The organism is Gottschalkia purinilytica (assembly GCF_001190785.1).
GTDB lineage: Bacteria > Bacillota > Clostridia > Tissierellales > Gottschalkiaceae > Gottschalkia_A > Gottschalkia_A purinilytica.
The window spans coordinates 1-17882 of the sequence record NZ_LGSS01000011.1; the positions used below are offsets into that span (position 1 = coordinate 1).

Here is a 17882-nt window from a genome sequence, read left to right on the forward strand (position 1 = left end):
ATGAATATCAAATCGCAGTAGCTGAATATTTAGCAGGACAGAACTAGACCAAAGAGGGTCTTTTTTTATTTCAAAAAATAGTGAGGTGTGAGATGGAAAAAAATATAATCAATACTGTAATAGCGGGAGCAGGAACGTTCTTGACATGGCTATTTGGTACATGGGATTTAGCTTTACAAGTGCTTATAGTCTTTATAGTTCTGGATTATACAACAGGGCTGTTAAGGGCAGGATTTAATAAACAATTAAGTTCTAACATAGGATTCAAAGGTTTAGCCAAGAAAGCAGTTATATTTGCAGTTTTAATAGTTGCAGTTAGTTTAGATAAGCTACTAGAGAGTGATGCATGGATATTCAGAACTCTAGTGGCTTATTTTTATATAGCCAATGAAGGAATAAGCATTATAGAAAATTGTGCTGTACTAGGATTACCAGTTCCAGAAAAACTTAAAGACATACTTTTGCAACTAAAAGAAGGTAATAAAAAAGAGATAAAATAAGGAGTGTGTTAATATGAAATTAGTAGTAATTGACCCGGGGCATGGTGGAACAGATAGCGGAGCCACCGGAAATGGATTAAAAGAAAAAGATGTAGCTTTAACAATAGCTTTAAAAACGGACTGGTATTTAAATCATTATTATAAAGTAAAAACAATAGTTACGAGATATACAGATAAATATGTAAGTTTAGGAGATAGAAGTAAATTATCTAACTCTAACAATGCCGATTTATTCTTTTCTGTACATTGCAACGCCTTTGATGGTAATGCTTACGGTTATGAGGATTATACCTATACTAGTGTTGGTCAAACGACCAAGAATATAAGAGAGACTTTCCATAACAAAGTTACAGAGGTCTTAAATAAATATGGAATCAGAAACAGAGGTATGAAAACAAAAAACTTAGCAGTTTTGAGAGAGACTAGAGCAAGTGCAATATTAGTAGAAACATTATTTATAGATAATGTAGGTGATTCTAACCTATTAAAGAATAGTAATTATATAGAAGATATAAGCAAATGTTATGCTGATGGAATAGCATTAGCTTTAAAACTGGAGAAGAAATAAAATATATTTATTGGACATTAGACTAGGGAATTAATCCCTAGTCTTTTTTTATTTCTTACTATATTTTTTAATTAACAAATCAAGAAGTATTGTAGAGTTTAGAGGAGAAAGATAAATGTTGTAGAAATATGTATTTATACTATGGTTATTCGAGAATGTGACTAATATGAATTTGTATATATGTAAATGCTGTATAGAAGGCTCTTAATTGAGTGAAATTAAGTATAATTCAAGTCGACTAGATCAAAAAGTAAGGTGATGAGAAATTTGAGTATTAAGATTGAGTTGTTTTTAGAATTACCGTATATTATAAAATTAAAAGAAGATAAAGACTATATTTTTTCGTTTAACTTTGATGACTTTGAAATATATAATTTAAAAATTATACATAACAATTATTCGGGTGATGAAATATATAATGAAAAAAATCCGGAAAATTCAAGTAGCCATTTGCAGATTGAAGCAGTCTATAAGCACTGTAATTACAAAAATTATGACATTGAGTTTAAAGAATATACACTTTTTAATAACAAAGATGATTTAGATGGAATTAAAGTTAAAGAAGAATACATAGTAAAATTACCAAAAACAGAACAAATTAAAGTTTTTAATGCTGTTAATATAAGATTAAATCAAATACTTAACTTTTTAAATGAGAAATCAAATATGTTTTGGATTAAACCTATTCCAATTAATCCTATAAGCGAGTGTATAGGAAATGGAATTGAATTTAATTTCTATTCACCAGAATGTGATTTATCATCAAATTTTAAAGAAACCATACGATATAATGATCATTATATGACAGATATTAAATTCAAGAAAGTGACTGAAGTAAATGACGAATTTTTCAATAGTTTTAATGTTACCAATGAAATAAATAAAAAATATGTGATATATCTTAATAAGGCGAGAATTGCATTATTTGAAGCAGATTATGAGGATTTCATTATATATTGTAGTATAAGCGTTGAGGCTTTTATTAGGCAATATATATGTGAATTAGCACCTGAAGATGATATTATCTATAATAGACTCTCTAATTTAAATTATGATTATTTAGATCAATATTATAATATATTATTAAAATATTTAAAAGGAAAGAGTCTAAAAGAACTAGAACCAAAATCCTATACATTCTTAAAAAGAATGTATTCACTCAGAAATGCAATTATGCATAGAGGTCATATAGATAATAAAACTCTAGCAAAATCTGGATTAAGTCATTTAGAAAAGATTAATTTTGAGGAGTGCAAAAAGATATTAGATCATGTGGAAAAAAGTTTTATATTAATAAAAGAACTGTAGCGCAGATAAATAATTTATTAAATACTTTTTAAAAACCGACCTCATATTTTGCGTTTTAAGGGCGTTGTTTTTGCTTTTAATATAATAGGTATACTAAGTAATATCAATTCATGGAGTATCAAAGAGCGATTATTCACTCCTTTTTTATTATGTAAAATATGGTAAAATAGATGTAAGAATATTGATATATTAAGAAGCTTTTTTATAGAACAACTAAATATAAAGGAGATTTAATTTAATGAAACAAAATAAGTTATTTCGTTTGATGGAATGGATAGGTTTTATTATGGGGCTATTTACTCTTAGTATAGGTAATCGCTATTTTGATTTTTATGTTAACTTAATGGTTATTTCATTAGGGGGATTGATTACTTTTTCAGGTTATTTTTTAAGGAAAAGGTTAGAAAAGGATGACTAAAGGTAGAGGGCTCATATAATAAGACTATAGTTATATATAAAGCTACTACATTTCTGTAGTAGCTTTATTTGTTTTATTGAACATCAAATACAAATGGTTGAAAATCAAGATCATAGTTTTCAGAACTTCCTTCAAAATATAACTTTAATGGTTGATCTTTGTCTGCTTTTTCAAATAATACTATTCCTTCCTCGGTTATGCCTGGCATTATTTCTGATTCAATTTCCTTATATTTTGCATCGAAGTTGTCTTTTTCTTTAATTTGAGTAGAACCTTGAGTTGCTTTCGCATTAAATGAATAGAAGTTTATTTTATCTTTAGTATTATTTGTTACAGTAACATGAATTCTTGTTTCATTTTCTGCGAATTCTACTTTATTTACTTTTAATACATATCCATGTTGGTTTTGTTCTTGATTAACTTCTTTTGTTTTAACTGCAGGGGCAAAAGCAGTAGCATAGTCAGATTTATCTATATTATTAGCCATTATAACAGGAGCAGTTATTGTTGCACCCATCATATTTTCACCTTCTTGTGCTCCCTTTACAACTCCTTTTATATGTACTATGTCTCCTTCTTTAATATCTAGATCCCCTTCGATTCCTACTAGAGTATTATAATTGTCATTATCATAGGCATAACATTGTATATAAGTCCCATCATCATCTTTTTCAGGTTCAAATAGTATCTTTGCATAGAAATCCACTTCATAATCTTTATATTTATCTGGAGAAGAATACATTTTAGAAAACTCTTGCTGAGTTTTAATTTGTCCCTTTGATTCAATTTTACCTCCAGATTCCTTAGCGTTAGAGCATCCTATAGTGAAAATCAAAAACATAGATATAAGAATTGCAATTATTTTTTTCATAAAGAAACCTCCTTTTATTTTTAGTAAATAAGTCCTAGACATTATATCATTATGTGTATAAAAAGGCTGTCGAAGAAAGGAGAAAATATTTTTTTAAAATTGAATTTATAAGTTTTGTATAGATGTTTAAGAAGAAAAAATAAATGCTTACTTTTTTATTTGTACAACTTTATATAAATATGTTAAATTAGGTATATAGAAAATATTAGCAAGGGAGGTATTATTGTGAAAAAAACAGTATTTACACTGGGACTAATAGGCGGAATAATAGCTATAATGATTTCTCTAGGCATGTTTATTTGGGGTGGAATACAACCTTCTAATTATGAATTTGGAAGACAAATAATGACAAGTGGAGCAATTTCTATTATATTTTCTGTTATGGGATTGGTATCTTCTATATTAGCAGAAAAAAACAACAAGTTATTTGGAATATTGCTAATACTTAGTGCAATTGGTGGATTGTTTACAACGCTATTCTTTTATGTAATACCAGCAATTTTATTTATTATAGCTGGAATATTAGCTCTTATTCCAGAAAAAAATAAGAATACTATATAGGGATATGGTGAGTGTATGGATTTAACTAAAGTTATCAGTGAAGCGGTAGAGAATGCTATCGTTCAAGAATTAGGAAGATTCAATGATAATATGTTGAATATAGCTAAAGCATTTGAAAAAGCTAATTATGAGTTAGAGGTCTATACAGTAAAAGAAGTAGCTTCAATCCTTAAAGTGAATACAAATAAAATATATGAATTAATAGATAAAGGATTACTCAAGGGACTAAAACTCGGAAACATGAAAGTAATAAGAGCAGATTTGATTGATTTTCTAAAGAAGTACAGTGGTATGGATTTAAGTGATCTTGATAATATAAAAGAGTTGAAATCAAATATATAGTTGGGGACAAAATGGGGACAATTTGTTTTTTAGTGTCCCTATTTTGTCTTTATTGATCCAAATGTCAAATCTATAAAATGTGATGTTTGCAATAGTTACACGAAATTAACATAAGTCTCAAAATAAGATTTCGCTGACTTCGAATCAGTTTGTCGGGGGTTCGAATCCCTCAGGGCGTGCCAAGTATAACTTTAAACTTTTGAAAATATCAGAATTAATATTATAAAAATCTAAATAATAAAAATATATGAAACTCGTGCAGTAGTTGTGCAATAGAAAAAACAATCAATAATCGCTAATGATATTATTTAATATTATTAGTAAATAAATGATTTATTTTTTCTGTGTCAACTACTTTTTTTGTTTTCCATAACATGAGTATATATTTATAGTTAAGTTAATATCACCATTACTTAAAAGTGATTTTCTGGTATTACAAGTAAAACATACTATTACTTTTCTAGCACTTTCTAACTTTGATACAATTCTATAAATCATATTACTATCCTTCGTTTCAATTTTTACTTTTTCATAAAAAATATTATTAATTTCAGTATGTTAAGTATAAGATATTAAATCACAATGCTTTATTAAAATGGATGTTTATTTTTTCTCCATTCTTTAGAATTGATTTAGGATAATATCGGTGTAAAACTTTGAATTATACATCTTAATCGAGTAATTCTTTATTTTTAATGAAGTAAAAAAATAAAACAATGATAAGATCATATGCAGTAAAAGTGAAGATATAATTAAAATAAAAAATATATATGATATACTAAATTTAAAGTTAAACAAACTTACATGAAGAGAGATAATGTAATGCAGAAAAAAGCAGTAGTAGTTTCTGTAGTAATAGAAGCTTGATGCGCAGGAAATATGCAAATATTGATATACAAGACATTTTGGAGATTAATTTGACTAATATATTAAAATAAAAAACATATCAGTAATTTCTGCGTGATTGATTACGTAAAAGAGATAAGTGGCTATATAAAAATCTATTAACTAAGATTTAATAAAAGGACCTATATGGTCCTTTTTATATTTCAAAAAAACGAGGTGTAATATGGAACAAGAAATTATAAAAGTAGCTCTAAGTCAAGGATTATGGGCAGTATTATTTGTAGTTATGTTATTTTATGTGTTAAGAGAAAATAGCAAAAGAGAAACGAATTACCAAGATATAATAAAAGAATTATCTGAGAAATTCAACATAGTTGAAGATGTAAAAGAGGATGTTAGAGAAATAAAGAAAAAGATTTTTCATTAGAATAGTAAAAATTATTTGAAAACACTTTATATATATTAGAAGTGTTTTTTATTTTTTGAGAGGGGGTGGTTTCATTGTGAAGTATGGAAAAACAATTATGTGTAAATTAAAACTAAGAAACAAAAAAATATTAGAATAAAATAATCTAGGAGGTAATTATATGAATTATGTAGTAGATCACATTCCAAATTCTAAGTCTAAAAGACCAGGAACGAAATTAAATTCTCAGTATTTAACTATTCATAGTACAGGAAATCCAGATTCTACAGCTAGGAATGAAAGAGGTTGGCTTACTAATCCTTCAAATACTAACTCAGTAAGCTGGCATATAGTAGTTGATGAAAAAGAGGTCATAGAAGCTATACCACTAAACGAAATATCTCATCACGCAGGAAGTTCAGAAGGTAATAACACAAGTATAGGCATTGAAATGTGTGAAAGTGGCAATAGAGAAGCAGTAATTCAAAATACAGTTAAATTAGTTGCTAAGTTATTGAAAGAAAGAGGATGGGGAGTAGATAGACTAAGAAGACATTACGATTGGATAGGTAAGAACTGCCCTAGAATTTTGAATTATAATAACTGGGAAGGTTGGACAAGGTTTAAAAATTTAGTACAAGCAGAGCTAGGAGGTAATAACATGGTCACACTTAGGAAAGGCGATAGTGGAGATTTAGTTTATAAGCTACAAGCAGATTTATTAGCCATAGGATATACAGAAGTAGGAAAACCAGATGGTATCTTTGGCACTAATACTGAAAATGCAGTAAAGAGATTTCAAAGAGATTATGGATTAAGCTCGGATGGAATTGCAGGAAAAAATACTTTAAATAAAATACAGGAGGTTTTAAAGTCTATGAGTGAACATTGGGGAGCAGCAATAAAAAGAGAGCTAGAATCACATGGAGTGGTTATATCTGAGGAAAGATATGATGATAACATCACAAGGGCAGAAAGTATGGTTTTAGCATTACAAGTCATTAAAGCTATAAAAGGGATAAAGTAACATGTTAGATTCTATAATATAAAATTAGCAATAATATTTGTAATAGAGCTAAAAAAAATTTTAGACTAGGGAAATCCCTAGTCTTTTTCTGTTTTTTGAAAATGTAAACCACTCTTACTTTAAGTTTTAAAATGGATTTAATTATATATAAGCATGTCAGATTATGTCGTATGAATGATAAAGTAAAGAGTTATAGATTAGTAGGATGAATATTACAGAATGAATTAAATACAAATATAAAATTTAATCATACACTATAACAGTTGAGGTAAGACGTATCATAAATAAAGAAGTTTTCATTTAAAGAGTAATCCACACTTTTAATATTTAACATTATACAAAACTTACAACCAATAAACCATGAATAATAATATATATATTTTGAACTAGTTTGCTGTATCCTACATATGCTCTTAGATTGATGTTAGATTATTTTAGGATTAATATAACTAAATATATTACATTTTGTTAATAGTTAAAATGAGAAGTACTGTAATATTACTAAAAATGAGTGAATTATTATGAAGCAGTTAAGTTAAACATTGAATGAGTTAAAACCAATGATTTGATTTGATAGCTTTCTTTAGAGAATTTATATATATCTTACTTTATTAACATGTTAATGATATCATTTAGAATCATAGTTTCATGTTACGATACTATATCAAAATTAAATATGATTATAAAATTAAAACTCTAGCTATAATGTCTAGCAATTAATCAAGCATTTAAGTAAATTGTAGTATAATGAAAACTAAGGGCAATATAATAACACATAGTTTTATATTACAACATTCATTGGTAGGATCATTCAGAGAACATCGGTAATACCTATAATTATGCACAATTTAAATTACTTATTGAATAAACATAGGAGGCAGTATGAGAGAATCATTTATTAAAATTTTTAAGTAATTACTTAGATGAAAAAATAAGATATTTAAAGAAAATGAACTAGCGATATCTATTCGTAAAGAAGTTGTTAATAGTATATATGAAAATACGTTAATTGATGAAAAAGAATACAAAGTTTTTGGATCTCCAGGACAAGGACAGTGGGCTGAAATACCATGAATTGCTATATTTGATAGAGAAATAACTGACAGTGCTATGAAGGGTTATTATATAGTATATTTATTCATAAGTGATATGAGTGGCTTATATTTATCGCTAAATCAAGTATATACTTATTTTAAAGAGAATTATAAATCAACAATAGCTAGAGAAAAAATTGAATATGTGGCACTTAAATATAGAAGAATTATAAAATCAAAATTAGAAGGATTTAATTGTATACAGATTGACTTAAAATCAAAAAAGGATTTGGCTCTTGGATATGAAAAAGGACATATTTGTGGAAAGTTCTATGATGCAAATAGTCTACCATCTAAGAAAGAAATGATAAACGATTTAAGGAATTTAATAGGTGTATATAGAGAATTAAAAGGTAATTTAAGCTATGGAACAAGTTATGAACAACTACTAAATGAAATAATACTTATAGAAGATAATACAATAGATAGTGCAGAAGAAGAGTTTCAATTTATTACATATGAGAAAAAACCAAATATATATATAGTTGATATGCCAAAAGATATTTCTGGAAAAGAAAAAAGTAATATATTAAGATGGGATAGAGATCCTCAGGTTGCTGCAAATGCTTTATACTCTGCCCAAAATTTATGTGAAGTAGATAGCTCACATAAGTATTTTATATCAAAGAGAACAAATAAATATTATTCGGAAGCACATCATTTAATTCCAATAAAGTTTCAATTTAAATTTAAATATAGCCTTGATGTAGAATCAAATGTTATTTCTCTTTGTTCAGTATGTCATAAGAAGTTACATTATGGAAGGATTGAAGATATTGAAGATGAATTAAAAGTCTTATATAAGAATAGAAAAGATAGATTAAGTAAGTGTAAAATAGATATTTCATTTGATGAACTTATAGAGTGTTATAAATAGAATTAAATATATTATTAAATTTAATAGTATTAATATATTGAGTTGATGATTTTTACTATTATAGTTTAATGCTCCAACCATATCTAAACCAAGATGACTATGTTATTAAAACTGGAGTTGTGGAAGTTATCGATAAAGTGATATGACTATGGATATAACAATGGTTATAGCGCTTACTCATGATATATTGATTTCTGAATACCATATAAAGTATATTAAAAAGTAAGCAATAAGACGCTTATTACGATGGTAGCTTTATATTTAAGCTATTTAATAATTTTGCTTTATGATTAAGCTTATTACTGATCTTAAATTTTCTTTTATTAGATTAAGCATTATTATAGAAAACTAGACTAGGGTTAATCCCTAGTTTTTATTTTTTAAAACTTAGAAAATTGACCTTTTATTTTAAATTCTAGAGGGACATCTCTTGTTATTTATATGTAAGTAATTTAAATAATAAATAACATTGTATAAGTTAATTAAAACTTGTAATTTTAAAAAATATTTTATACATGAATAAAATAAAGGAACGAATAGTCCTTTGTTTATGTGTAACTTATTATTTAATAAACATAGGATTAAATAAACCAAATTTAAACTATCTTGAAAGGATACCTGGAAGTGAATATTCTACTTTGAACTTTACTTTTATAGCATTTTTTATATCAACTTAGAGGTAATATGAGACATTAAATTGGGAAGGAATTAGAGATATATCTATTTGTCATAAAAAATAATAATGATTGAAGAAAACACAACAAGTTAAATCATATTTGACTATCTAAAAGCTACTATTTACTTCTTAATATCATAGTACTCAAACAGAAGTCTATCAAGTAATTCACTTAACCTTACAACTTCTGGGTTAATAAGATTAAATTGATTTCTTTCTATTAAATCATATAATTTAACTTTAGTTTCTTCAATTTGCCTAATAAGATTTAATAATCTAGCTTTTTTATCCAATTTACATACCTCTTTTCTTAAGAATAAATTTACTGACAATAGTTTTACTACTAATAGTCTTTTTGATTTAACTTGTTGTGTTAGGAAAATTTTATAGTAAGAATAATTAAAAGTATAAATAGATGATATTAATTAAGATGATATAAGGTGAGATAATATGGGACTTATAAGAGAATAGAGGGAATTTTGTTAACTATTGTGTGTAATCTATAAACATACAAGTTTTTGGCTATAAAAAGAGAAATAAAGATTAATAACATAAAAAATAGACCAGTATAAATTACATCTGATCTATTTTTTAAAAATATTTAAGCAAAAATCATGCACTATTTATTTTGAATATTGTTAGATTACTTAATTAGTTCAGATACAGCTAAAAACCTATAGCCTCGTTTTTTAAGCTTTGATAAATAGCTTTTAAAGCTTCGGCTATATGACTTTCTTCATCAACATAATCATGTAATAAAGTAATATTTGCATTTTGGGTTGTAGAAAGAATTGTTTCAGTAACATTTGATACACCCGGGTTATTCCAAGCTTTTGAATCTTGATGAGTTGACTATAAGGCAATTTTGACTTTATTCTCATTTGCAATATCTTCAACTCTTTCATTGTGAAGTCCAAAGGGAGATGAAAACATTTTAGGCTTTGTACCTGTTAAGTCAAAACTTATTTTTGTGTTTTTTCAAATTCATCTTGTATGTTTTCTTTAGATGCTTTATTAATATCTATATGGGAAAAGGTATGATTTCCAATTTCGTGTTCTTCTTTAATATTCTTTTTATAATTTCTGGATATAGCTAAGCATGTTTTCCCAGAACAAAAAAAGTAGCCTTAACATCATGTTGTTTTAATATATCTAATATTTGAGGTGTAATTCTAGGATGAGAACCATCATCAAATGTTAAAGAAAGAGTTTTTTTATTTTTTGAACCGTACTTAATTACTCTTGAAGAATTATTCTTTTGATTAATAGGTTCATGTGTTATGTCTTTAGAAATATTTTTATTTTTTTATAAAAAGACTAATTATTAAAAAAAAGTAAAACAAAAACTATAAGTACTGTAAATATTTTTTATTCACTTTTTATTTCTCATTTCAGTCATAAAAAGAAATTTAACTAAAAGTATGTTGCGTATAACCTTAGTTAAAAGTAAACAATATCATTAAGAAGCTTATTTTAAGACTACGTTAATATAGACTAAAGAGATATGTAATATTAGATAGTAAAAAATAAAAGACTTGCAAACAGTATTTTTACAAGTCTTTCATTTTATATCATATATAGATTTCTTTTACTGTTTTTTGTATAATATTAATATAAAAAAGGAATTAAGAATTAGAAGTGTTTATGTATTTTGAAAATTACTAGCAAATTACTATTCACAAGTATGTGGTAAAAGTAATTTTATTATGTCTTCTATTAAAGATAGCTGTTTTTTAGAGCATCTATTTAGTAATGTAGTAAGATTGTTATCATTATAAGGAGTAGTAATGTCCATAGATGTACCGAAAATTAAATAGTCAGTAGATATATGCAAGCTATTCGATATTTTAATTAGAGTATCTATACTCATTTTTCTTTCCCCTCTTTCTAGTTGACCTATATACAAAGGAGATAATTCAACTATCTCAGCAAATTTTTCTCTTGATAGACCCAGCCTTTCTCTTTCGATTCGCATTCTCTGACCCATTGCGTGATAGTTAACATTATTCATATATGATTCCACCTTACGTTGTCTTATATTTTGATTAGTGTACCAGTGTTAACTTTTACTTTATATATAAAAAAAGAATAATAAAATATGCCATTAGCTAATAAAAAAAATTTGCAATAAGCTTACAAAACATGTAAAATATTGAAGTGGCATAATAAAATATGTTTTAAATAATACGAGGGGAGAATATTTTTATTGTGACAAAGAAAGAGGAAAAGGCTAAAGATGACTATAATACAAATAAATATATTAATAATATAATAGCTGACTATAAATATAAAAAAAGTTTTCATAAGAACATATATAATAAAGAAAAACTAAAAAAGCTAAATAAAACTTTAAATGATATAGAAAAAACAAGACAAAAACTTAATGATTTAATTGTTTCTTGTGATAGTCTTACTGACATTAAAATTATTGAGTTAAGTCAAGAGCTAGACATACTTTTAAATAAATACGAATATTTGAAAAAAGAAAAATAGAGTCCAAAAGTCTAAATTTATTTTGGAAGTAAATGTCTAGTTTCTAGTCATAAATAAGTTAACTTTAAAGGGACATTAATTAGTATACCATAAAATTATGTATGATCTAGACTTAATTTAATATCTAAATTTTATTTAATATTAATATAAAATGACCTCTTTATAACCTTGATGATTTAGAATATATTTTTACATTTTTTAAAATAATAATATATTATATATCAATGGAGGGACAGTAAAATTAAAAATAAAATTGAGGTTGTTTTTAAGTACATATATTCTGATGAAGAATATAAGGATATGTTTTTAAAAAAAGAACAAATAGAAACTTTAGAAGAATATATTTTAAAAAATATAGACTTAGGATACATATGGATTCAATTTGAAGAAGAAAAGTATCATATTAGAAGTGAGGAAGGAATAGAGTACTTTGTATTTGACGATTGTAAAATTATAAGCTTTGATGAATTTTGGAATTCGGAATTAGGGATACTTAAAAAGAAATTACTATTATGTAAAAAAAGTAAAGATTCTCAAGAGTTTTTAAAAAAACATAGAAACTTTACAGGCTTAATTCTAAAAAATAAAAAAATCGATCAAATAATGGTTAATATACTAAAAGAATATAATTTAAATAATATCAAATTTGAGGATTGCAATTTTGAAAACATTATTTTAAGAAACTGTGAATTAAGCAATATGAAAGTTATTAACAGTTCTTTTTTTAATGTTAAAATTGAAAATGTACATTTTCTAGATTGTTATTTTTATAAAAGAAGAGATATTAAAGAATCTACTTTTAATAAGTTAGTATTTGAAAAAAGCATAATTAAAGATATAAATTGGAAACCTGAAATATTTAATAATAATACTTTTATAGAGTGCAAAATATCTAATTTTAAAAGATTTAAAATAGGAAAGAGTGATACTGATTGTATGCTAAGAAATATAGAACTTCACAAATGTGAGGTAGTATGCTCGTCTTTTGATATGCACAAATTCCTATATTCTAAACTTACAGGCAACATCTTTAAAGATAAAACAAGCTTTTATTGTTGTGAATTTGAAAATAACATTATAAAAAATAATGAGTTTATAGATTGTAATTTTGAATCTAGCAGTTTTTTTGGAGATATAGAAAATAATAATTCAAATATGAGAAATATATATACAGATAATTTGTTTAAACATTGTATATTAAACTCCGCTGACTTTTCTAGAGTAATCTTAGGCCGAAATAATTTTACATATAATACATACAACCATGCTTCTGTATTTTCCCTAAAATATTTTAAATATATAAAGAACATATACAAAAATGAAGAGAAAAAACTATATAAGTTCAAAGAAGAATACTGTAAAATACTATTTGATCTTTATAACAATTTATATAAAGAGTTTAAGGAAAATAATATATTAAAAAGTGCATACGACTATTATTATGTAGCGAGAAAAATAGAAATTTTAAAAAAGTACTATGATATAAAGTGTAAGAAATTTGAGCTGAAAGAGCTAAGAAAATTTGATAAAGAAGATTTAAGTGATGAACCTGTTAAAGAGATAGGTATATATAAAAATAGTAAGAAGACATATCTAATTAAAGATATTAGTATGAAAAAAATTGAGTTAAGAAAGATGATTTTATCATATTTATTATGTGGATTTGGAGAAAAGCCGATAAGAGCCTTTATATGGTGTCTTTTAGTAATATTTTTTAGTGCTTTTCTATTTATGTTTCTAGGAATAGAAGGAAAAAGCGAATACATAGACTATATAGGATTAGTAGATCGATATTTTTATAGTGGATATGATCATATTAGAGTAAGCTTTATAGAATGGATAAAAGATTTCGGAGTAAGTTTTTACTTTAGTGTTATAAGTTTTACTACTATTGGATTTGGTGATATTCATCCTTTAAGTGCTGGAAGTAGAATATTAGTTATTATAGAAGCTATTTTATCTATTTCTTTGATTAATTTATTTATAGTTACATTAGTAAGAAAAATGCTAAGAGATTAATTGAATATTTTAATATAGAAAAACGATATGAATATGATTAAGGATTATATTTATATCGTTTAATTTTAACTAAATGAAAATAATTATCACTTACATATTGCTTTTGCTAGAAAAATGTGGTACTTTAATGATAATGAGAATAAATATCATTAAGTATATATTTTATAGGGGGAAGTTATTATGTGCTTATATAATATTGAAAAAAGTAAATTTTGTGTAATAGAAAAAACACCTGAAATTGGACTACTTTCATCCATTGGTGTAAGAGAAGGAGTTAAACTATCAGTAGTTACAAAACAACCATTAGGAGGTCCAATAGTAGTTCAAATTGGAAAGAGAAATATAGCAATTGCAAAAGATATAGCAGAGCAAATAAAGATTCAGGAGGTAATGTAGTGAGCTGCCATGGAACAGAAGAATTATTAGTTAAAACTAAAGAAGATGAATTTAAGATATTGTTAATGGGAAATCCAAATGTAGGTAAGAGTGTAATATTCTCTAAGCTTACAGGTAGAGATGTTATGTCATCTAACTATGTTGGTACTACAGTTTCATTTACACATGGAAAAATATCATTTAAAGATAAAGAGGGAATTTTGATAGATGTTCCAGGAACATATTCACTAGAAGCTACATCTCAAGCTGAAGAAGTTGCAGTAGACTTTTTAAATCAAGGTGCAGATGTTATCATGTGTGTACTAGATGCTACTAACTTAGAAAGAAATTTAAATCTTGCATTACAAATACAAGAATACAATATACCTGTTGTGTTTTCTCTTAACTTTATGGATGTAGCGGAACAACAAGGAATACATATAGATATTAAAAAATTAGAAAAAGAATTAAATGCTCCAGTTATATCTACTGTTGCCGTAAGAAATATAGGACTTAGGGATTTAATTAAAGAATCTATGAAGCTTGCTGAAGAATTCGACAGTAGTTGTGCTCATGAAATGGAAAATAGTATTTGTGATTGTACTGGGAAAATGGCAATAGGAAAAAAATTAAGTCTATCTCAAGATGATAGATGGATAAAAATAGGCAAAATAGCAGACAAAGTTCAACATATAGAGGATAGAGAGCCTACATTTTTGGAAAAGCTAGGAGACATGACTTTAAAGCCATTTCCAGGAATATTTATAGCTATATTAGTATTGATTGCATCACTAGGAATCGTTGTTGGACTAGGTAAGGCATTAAGAGCAGCTATATTTTTACCAATTTTAAATGGATATATTGTTCCGTTTTTAACAAATATTGTTTCTAAAGTTGTCTCGGAAGGTATGATTTTCAACGTATTAGTTGGAGAATATGGACTTTTAGTTAAAGGTATCGAATGGCCATTTGCACTTATATTACCTTATGTATTTTTATTTTATATTGTATTATCATTCTTAGAAGATAGTGGATACTTACCTAGACTTGGAGTCTTAGTTGACGGAATTCTCAGAAGACTTGGAATACATGGAGGAAACATAGTTCCATTTATAATGGGGTATGGTTGTGCTGTACCTGCTATTTTAGGAACTAGAGCATCTACTAGTCATAAGGAAAGAATTATTGTAGCTTCATTAGTTTCTTTAGCTGTACCTTGTGTAGCTCAAACGGGAGCATTCATTTCACTACTTGGAGAACATTCAGTATTATTATTAATACTAGTTTATATGATTTCGTTCTTGACTATAGTAGTTGCAGGAGTTGTATTAAATAAAATTATTCCAGGAAAATCAGATCCCATACTTTTAGAAATTCCTAATTTGCTTAAACCTGACTTTAAATCCATGTTCAGAAAGATATGGATAAGAACAAAAAGCTTTATGATTGAAGCAGAGATACCTATGTTATTAGGGATAGCTTTTGCTGCACTTGTTGCTGAAACAGGTATATTAAATTCGGTAAGTAAATATGTAAGTCCTATAGTAACTGGATGGTTAGGACTTCCTAAAGAAGCCACGTTAGGATTAATACTTGGTGTAATAAGAAGGGAATTAGCAGTACTTCCTTTACTAGAAATGAACTTATCTACATTACAATTATTAGTAGGATCAGTTGTAGCATTATTCTATATACCATGTTTATCAGTAGTAGGAGTTCTTATAAAAGAATTTAAATTAAAAATAGCACTGGCGATATCATTCTCTACAATAATACTAGCGTTCTTATTTGGGGGAATAATCAATCAAGTGTCTAAGCTATTTATGGGATTAATTTAGATAGGAGTGATTTATATATGAAGATCATTCCAGTTTTTACAAAAGGATTAGAAACTATATCTTCTTTATTCCCTTCTCTTATTCGTTTATATAGATTTTACTATGGAAAAATAGTGAAGAATGAAGTAGAGTTAGGAAACATAACAGAAGATGATTGTATATTGTGTATAGGAGGAGGGCCTTTTCCCTCTACAGCACTTGAAATAGCTTATCAAACAGGTGCTAAAGTTTGTGTAGTAGATTGTGATCCTACAGCAGTTAAACGTGCAAAGAAAGTAATATCAAAGTTAAAAATGGACGAAATGATAAAAGTATTACATGCAAATGGTAGAGAAATAGATGTGTCTGATTTTTCGGTAATCCACTTAGCTTTACAAGTATTTCCAAAGGATGAAATACTTTCGAATGTATTAAACAGATGCAAGTGCGGAGCTAGAATATTAGTTAGAAGGCCTAAAGAAAAATTAAAATCATTTTACTCATGCTTACCAGAACATTGTTACTGCAACTCTTGTAAACATATTTGTCAAGAAAAGTCTACAATGGAAGCTACTCTATTATTTATTAAGACAAAAGGAGGGAGCATGAGTGAAGAGATTCCTTCTGTTCATGGTAGGATTGATTTTAACCGTAGCAATTCTCTGGTGGGCTGATTTTGGTAAAATATATAGAAATATACTATCTTTTGATTATGTACTAGTTATAGAAGCTTGTTTACTACAAGTCATAACTATAATACTTCTTAATATACAATGGTATACAATTTCTATTCAAATGGGTGAAAAGATACCTTTTAAAAGAATTCTTAACATAAATATGGCTGGAACTTTTACAGAAAGTATTACTCCTTCAGTCAAAGCAGGAGGAGAACTTGCAAAAATAATTATGCTAAAAAATGAAATTGGACTATCTGGAAGTAAGGCTACAGCTATAGTAGGAGTTCAAAAGGTAGTTAGCTTTATATCATTCTTAGCTCTAAATCTTATATCTATATTTTGGTTTTTGACTACAACTAATATAGACAAACCATATATAACTAGAATTATAATTATAAGTTTCATTGCCCTTATTTTGATATTTGGATTTATAATAATAATTATGGTTTATCCTAATATAATTAATTTTTTATTAAAAATAATATCAATGAAAGATGAGCGTAAACAAAAAGTTTCTGAAAATATATCTAAATTTAGCAATTCATTTAGAAGTGCCATTAAAGATAAAAAGCTTTTGATATCACAATTATTGTTATCATTAGTTATTTGGGAATTCTTTGCTATAAAAGCGTATTTTATTGCAAAAGGACTTAACTTAGATATAGGTTTTATTTCTATATCAGTTATTACATATCTTACTTACATGGTAGGCATGTTACCTCTATTACCTGGAGGAGCTGGAACATTTGAAGGAAGTATGATGTTATTTTTAATTCCTTTAGGAGTATCATCAGACAAGGGAATGTCATTGGCTATAGTATTTAGATTCGTTACATTTTGGTTTGTGTTTATAACTAGTGCTTTATATTTAGGAATTAGATATATATATAATATAATTAAAAAGGTTAAATATACTAAGTATTCTACTTAATGACTCTCTAATAGTGAGAGTCATTTTTTTATTTAAATATAAATTATTTTATTCAGCAGTTTAATCGTTAAAGGTA

The 17882-nt window shown here is 26.4% G+C and carries 19 protein-coding genes, 1 tRNA gene and 2 pseudogenes; 17 read left to right on the forward strand and 5 right to left on the reverse strand.

Features of this window, described 5'->3' with window-relative positions; translation table 11 throughout:
• Nucleotides 1-92 precede the first annotated feature (92 nt).
• The 4 genes from CLPU_RS11170 (at nucleotide 93) to CLPU_RS11185 (ending at nucleotide 2794) form a co-directional block, all read left to right on the forward strand.
• The gene (locus tag CLPU_RS11170) at nucleotides 93-500 is read left to right on the forward strand and encodes a phage holin family protein (protein WP_050355751.1); all 408 of its coding nucleotides are present in this window, start codon (nucleotides 93-95) and stop codon (nucleotides 498-500) included.
• A 13-nt stretch (nucleotides 501-513) separates the two neighbouring features.
• Nucleotides 514-1068: an N-acetylmuramoyl-L-alanine amidase gene (locus CLPU_RS11175; protein WP_050355752.1), complete on the forward strand. Its 555-nt coding sequence runs from the start codon at nucleotides 514-516 to the stop codon at nucleotides 1066-1068.
• A 267-nt stretch (nucleotides 1069-1335) separates the two neighbouring features.
• Entirely contained in the window at nucleotides 1336-2376 is a 1041-nt protein-coding gene (locus CLPU_RS11180) for a hypothetical protein (protein ID WP_050355753.1), read from the forward strand.
• Nucleotides 2377-2614: 238 nt separating this feature from the next.
• Nucleotides 2615-2794, forward strand: coding sequence for a hypothetical protein (locus tag CLPU_RS11185; protein WP_050355754.1), 180 nt, complete (start codon nucleotides 2615-2617; stop codon nucleotides 2792-2794).
• Between the two features lie 73 nt (nucleotides 2795-2867).
• Here CLPU_RS11185 and CLPU_RS11190 read toward each other — a convergent pair whose 3' ends face one another.
• Nucleotides 2868-3665, reverse strand: a complete 798-nt coding sequence (locus CLPU_RS11190; RefSeq protein ID WP_050355755.1) for a DUF4352 domain-containing protein — start codon at nucleotides 3663-3665, stop codon at nucleotides 2868-2870.
• 225 nt (nucleotides 3666-3890) lie between these two features.
• On the opposite strand from CLPU_RS11190, the gene CLPU_RS11195 reads away from it, so the two are divergent.
• The 3 genes from CLPU_RS11195 to CLPU_RS17270 all read left to right on the forward strand — a co-directional run bounded on the left by CLPU_RS11195 (nucleotide 3891) and on the right by CLPU_RS17270 (nucleotide 4750).
• The gene (locus tag CLPU_RS11195) at nucleotides 3891-4226 is read left to right on the forward strand and encodes a DUF4064 domain-containing protein (protein WP_050355756.1); all 336 of its coding nucleotides are present in this window, start codon (nucleotides 3891-3893) and stop codon (nucleotides 4224-4226) included.
• Between the two features lie 15 nt (nucleotides 4227-4241).
• Nucleotides 4242-4568: a helix-turn-helix domain-containing protein gene (locus CLPU_RS11200; RefSeq protein ID WP_200898573.1), complete on the forward strand. Its 327-nt coding sequence runs from the start codon at nucleotides 4242-4244 to the stop codon at nucleotides 4566-4568.
• A 99-nt stretch (nucleotides 4569-4667) separates the two neighbouring features.
• A tRNA-Arg gene (locus CLPU_RS17270) sits at nucleotides 4668-4750 on the forward strand.
• A gap of 169 nt (nucleotides 4751-4919) precedes the next feature.
• Here the strand turns inward: CLPU_RS17270 and CLPU_RS17275 are convergent.
• The gene (locus CLPU_RS17275) at nucleotides 4920-5066 is read right to left on the reverse strand and encodes a hypothetical protein (protein WP_157857726.1); all 147 of its coding nucleotides are present in this window, start codon (nucleotides 5064-5066) and stop codon (nucleotides 4920-4922) included.
• Nucleotides 5067-5637: 571 nt separating this feature from the next.
• Here CLPU_RS17275 and CLPU_RS11205 point away from each other — a divergent pair.
• From CLPU_RS11205 to CLPU_RS17900, 4 genes and pseudogenes are all read left to right on the forward strand, one after another.
• Nucleotides 5638-5841, forward strand: coding sequence for a BhlA/UviB family holin-like peptide (locus CLPU_RS11205; RefSeq protein WP_050355757.1), 204 nt, complete (start codon nucleotides 5638-5640; stop codon nucleotides 5839-5841).
• A 160-nt stretch (nucleotides 5842-6001) separates the two neighbouring features.
• Nucleotides 6002-6847, forward strand: coding sequence for a peptidoglycan recognition protein family protein (locus tag CLPU_RS17280; protein ID WP_050355758.1), 846 nt, complete (start codon nucleotides 6002-6004; stop codon nucleotides 6845-6847).
• 936 nt (nucleotides 6848-7783) lie between these two features.
• Nucleotides 7784-8281 (forward strand): annotated as a pseudogene (locus CLPU_RS17895) (MrcB family domain-containing protein); the annotation flags it as partial.
• A gap of 150 nt (nucleotides 8282-8431) precedes the next feature.
• Nucleotides 8432-8818, forward strand: coding sequence for an HNH endonuclease (locus CLPU_RS17900; RefSeq protein WP_235436167.1), 387 nt, complete (start codon nucleotides 8432-8434; stop codon nucleotides 8816-8818).
• Nucleotides 8819-9616: 798 nt separating this feature from the next.
• On the opposite strand, the gene CLPU_RS17285 is transcribed toward CLPU_RS17900, so the two are convergent.
• The 3 genes and pseudogenes from CLPU_RS17285 to CLPU_RS11220 all read right to left on the reverse strand — a co-directional run bounded on the left by CLPU_RS17285 (nucleotide 9617) and on the right by CLPU_RS11220 (nucleotide 11505).
• Nucleotides 9617-9787 (reverse strand): aspartyl-phosphate phosphatase Spo0E family protein, encoded by a 171-nt coding sequence (locus CLPU_RS17285; RefSeq protein WP_157857727.1) that lies wholly within the window; start codon nucleotides 9785-9787, stop codon nucleotides 9617-9619.
• Between the two features lie 669 nt (nucleotides 9788-10456).
• Nucleotides 10457-10788: pseudogene (locus CLPU_RS18265) on the reverse strand (polysaccharide deacetylase family protein).
• 378 nt (nucleotides 10789-11166) lie between these two features.
• The gene (locus CLPU_RS11220) at nucleotides 11167-11505 is read right to left on the reverse strand and encodes a helix-turn-helix domain-containing protein (protein WP_050355759.1); all 339 of its coding nucleotides are present in this window, start codon (nucleotides 11503-11505) and stop codon (nucleotides 11167-11169) included.
• 197 nt (nucleotides 11506-11702) lie between these two features.
• Between CLPU_RS11220 and CLPU_RS17695 the strand changes: the two genes are divergently transcribed.
• The 6 genes from CLPU_RS17695 (at nucleotide 11703) to CLPU_RS11250 (ending at nucleotide 17806) form a co-directional block, all read left to right on the forward strand.
• Nucleotides 11703-11987 carry an aspartyl-phosphate phosphatase Spo0E family protein gene (locus tag CLPU_RS17695; RefSeq protein ID WP_050355760.1) on the forward strand — a complete coding sequence of 95 codons (285 nt, stop codon included), beginning with the start codon at nucleotides 11703-11705 and terminating at the stop codon, nucleotides 11985-11987.
• 300 nt (nucleotides 11988-12287) lie between these two features.
• Nucleotides 12288-14006, forward strand: a complete 1719-nt coding sequence (locus tag CLPU_RS11230) for a potassium channel family protein (protein ID WP_050355761.1) — start codon at nucleotides 12288-12290, stop codon at nucleotides 14004-14006.
• A gap of 180 nt (nucleotides 14007-14186) precedes the next feature.
• Nucleotides 14187-14402, forward strand: a complete 216-nt coding sequence (locus CLPU_RS11235) for a FeoA family protein (RefSeq protein WP_050355762.1) — start codon at nucleotides 14187-14189, stop codon at nucleotides 14400-14402.
• Entirely contained in the window at nucleotides 14402-16219 is a 1818-nt protein-coding gene (gene feoB, locus CLPU_RS11240) for a ferrous iron transport protein B (RefSeq protein WP_050355763.1), read from the forward strand. The genes CLPU_RS11235 and feoB overlap by 1 nt, the downstream gene beginning before the upstream one ends.
• A gap of 17 nt (nucleotides 16220-16236) precedes the next feature.
• A complete protein-coding gene (locus tag CLPU_RS11245; protein ID WP_050355764.1) occupies nucleotides 16237-16872 on the forward strand; it encodes a class I SAM-dependent methyltransferase in 636 nt (211 codons plus the stop codon).
• On the forward strand, nucleotides 16808-17806 hold the full coding sequence (locus CLPU_RS11250; protein ID WP_131701616.1) for a lysylphosphatidylglycerol synthase transmembrane domain-containing protein: 999 nt from the start codon (nucleotides 16808-16810) through the stop codon (nucleotides 17804-17806). Before CLPU_RS11245 ends, CLPU_RS11250 begins: the two co-directional genes overlap by 65 nt.
• Nucleotides 17807-17882: the final 76 nt, after the last annotated feature.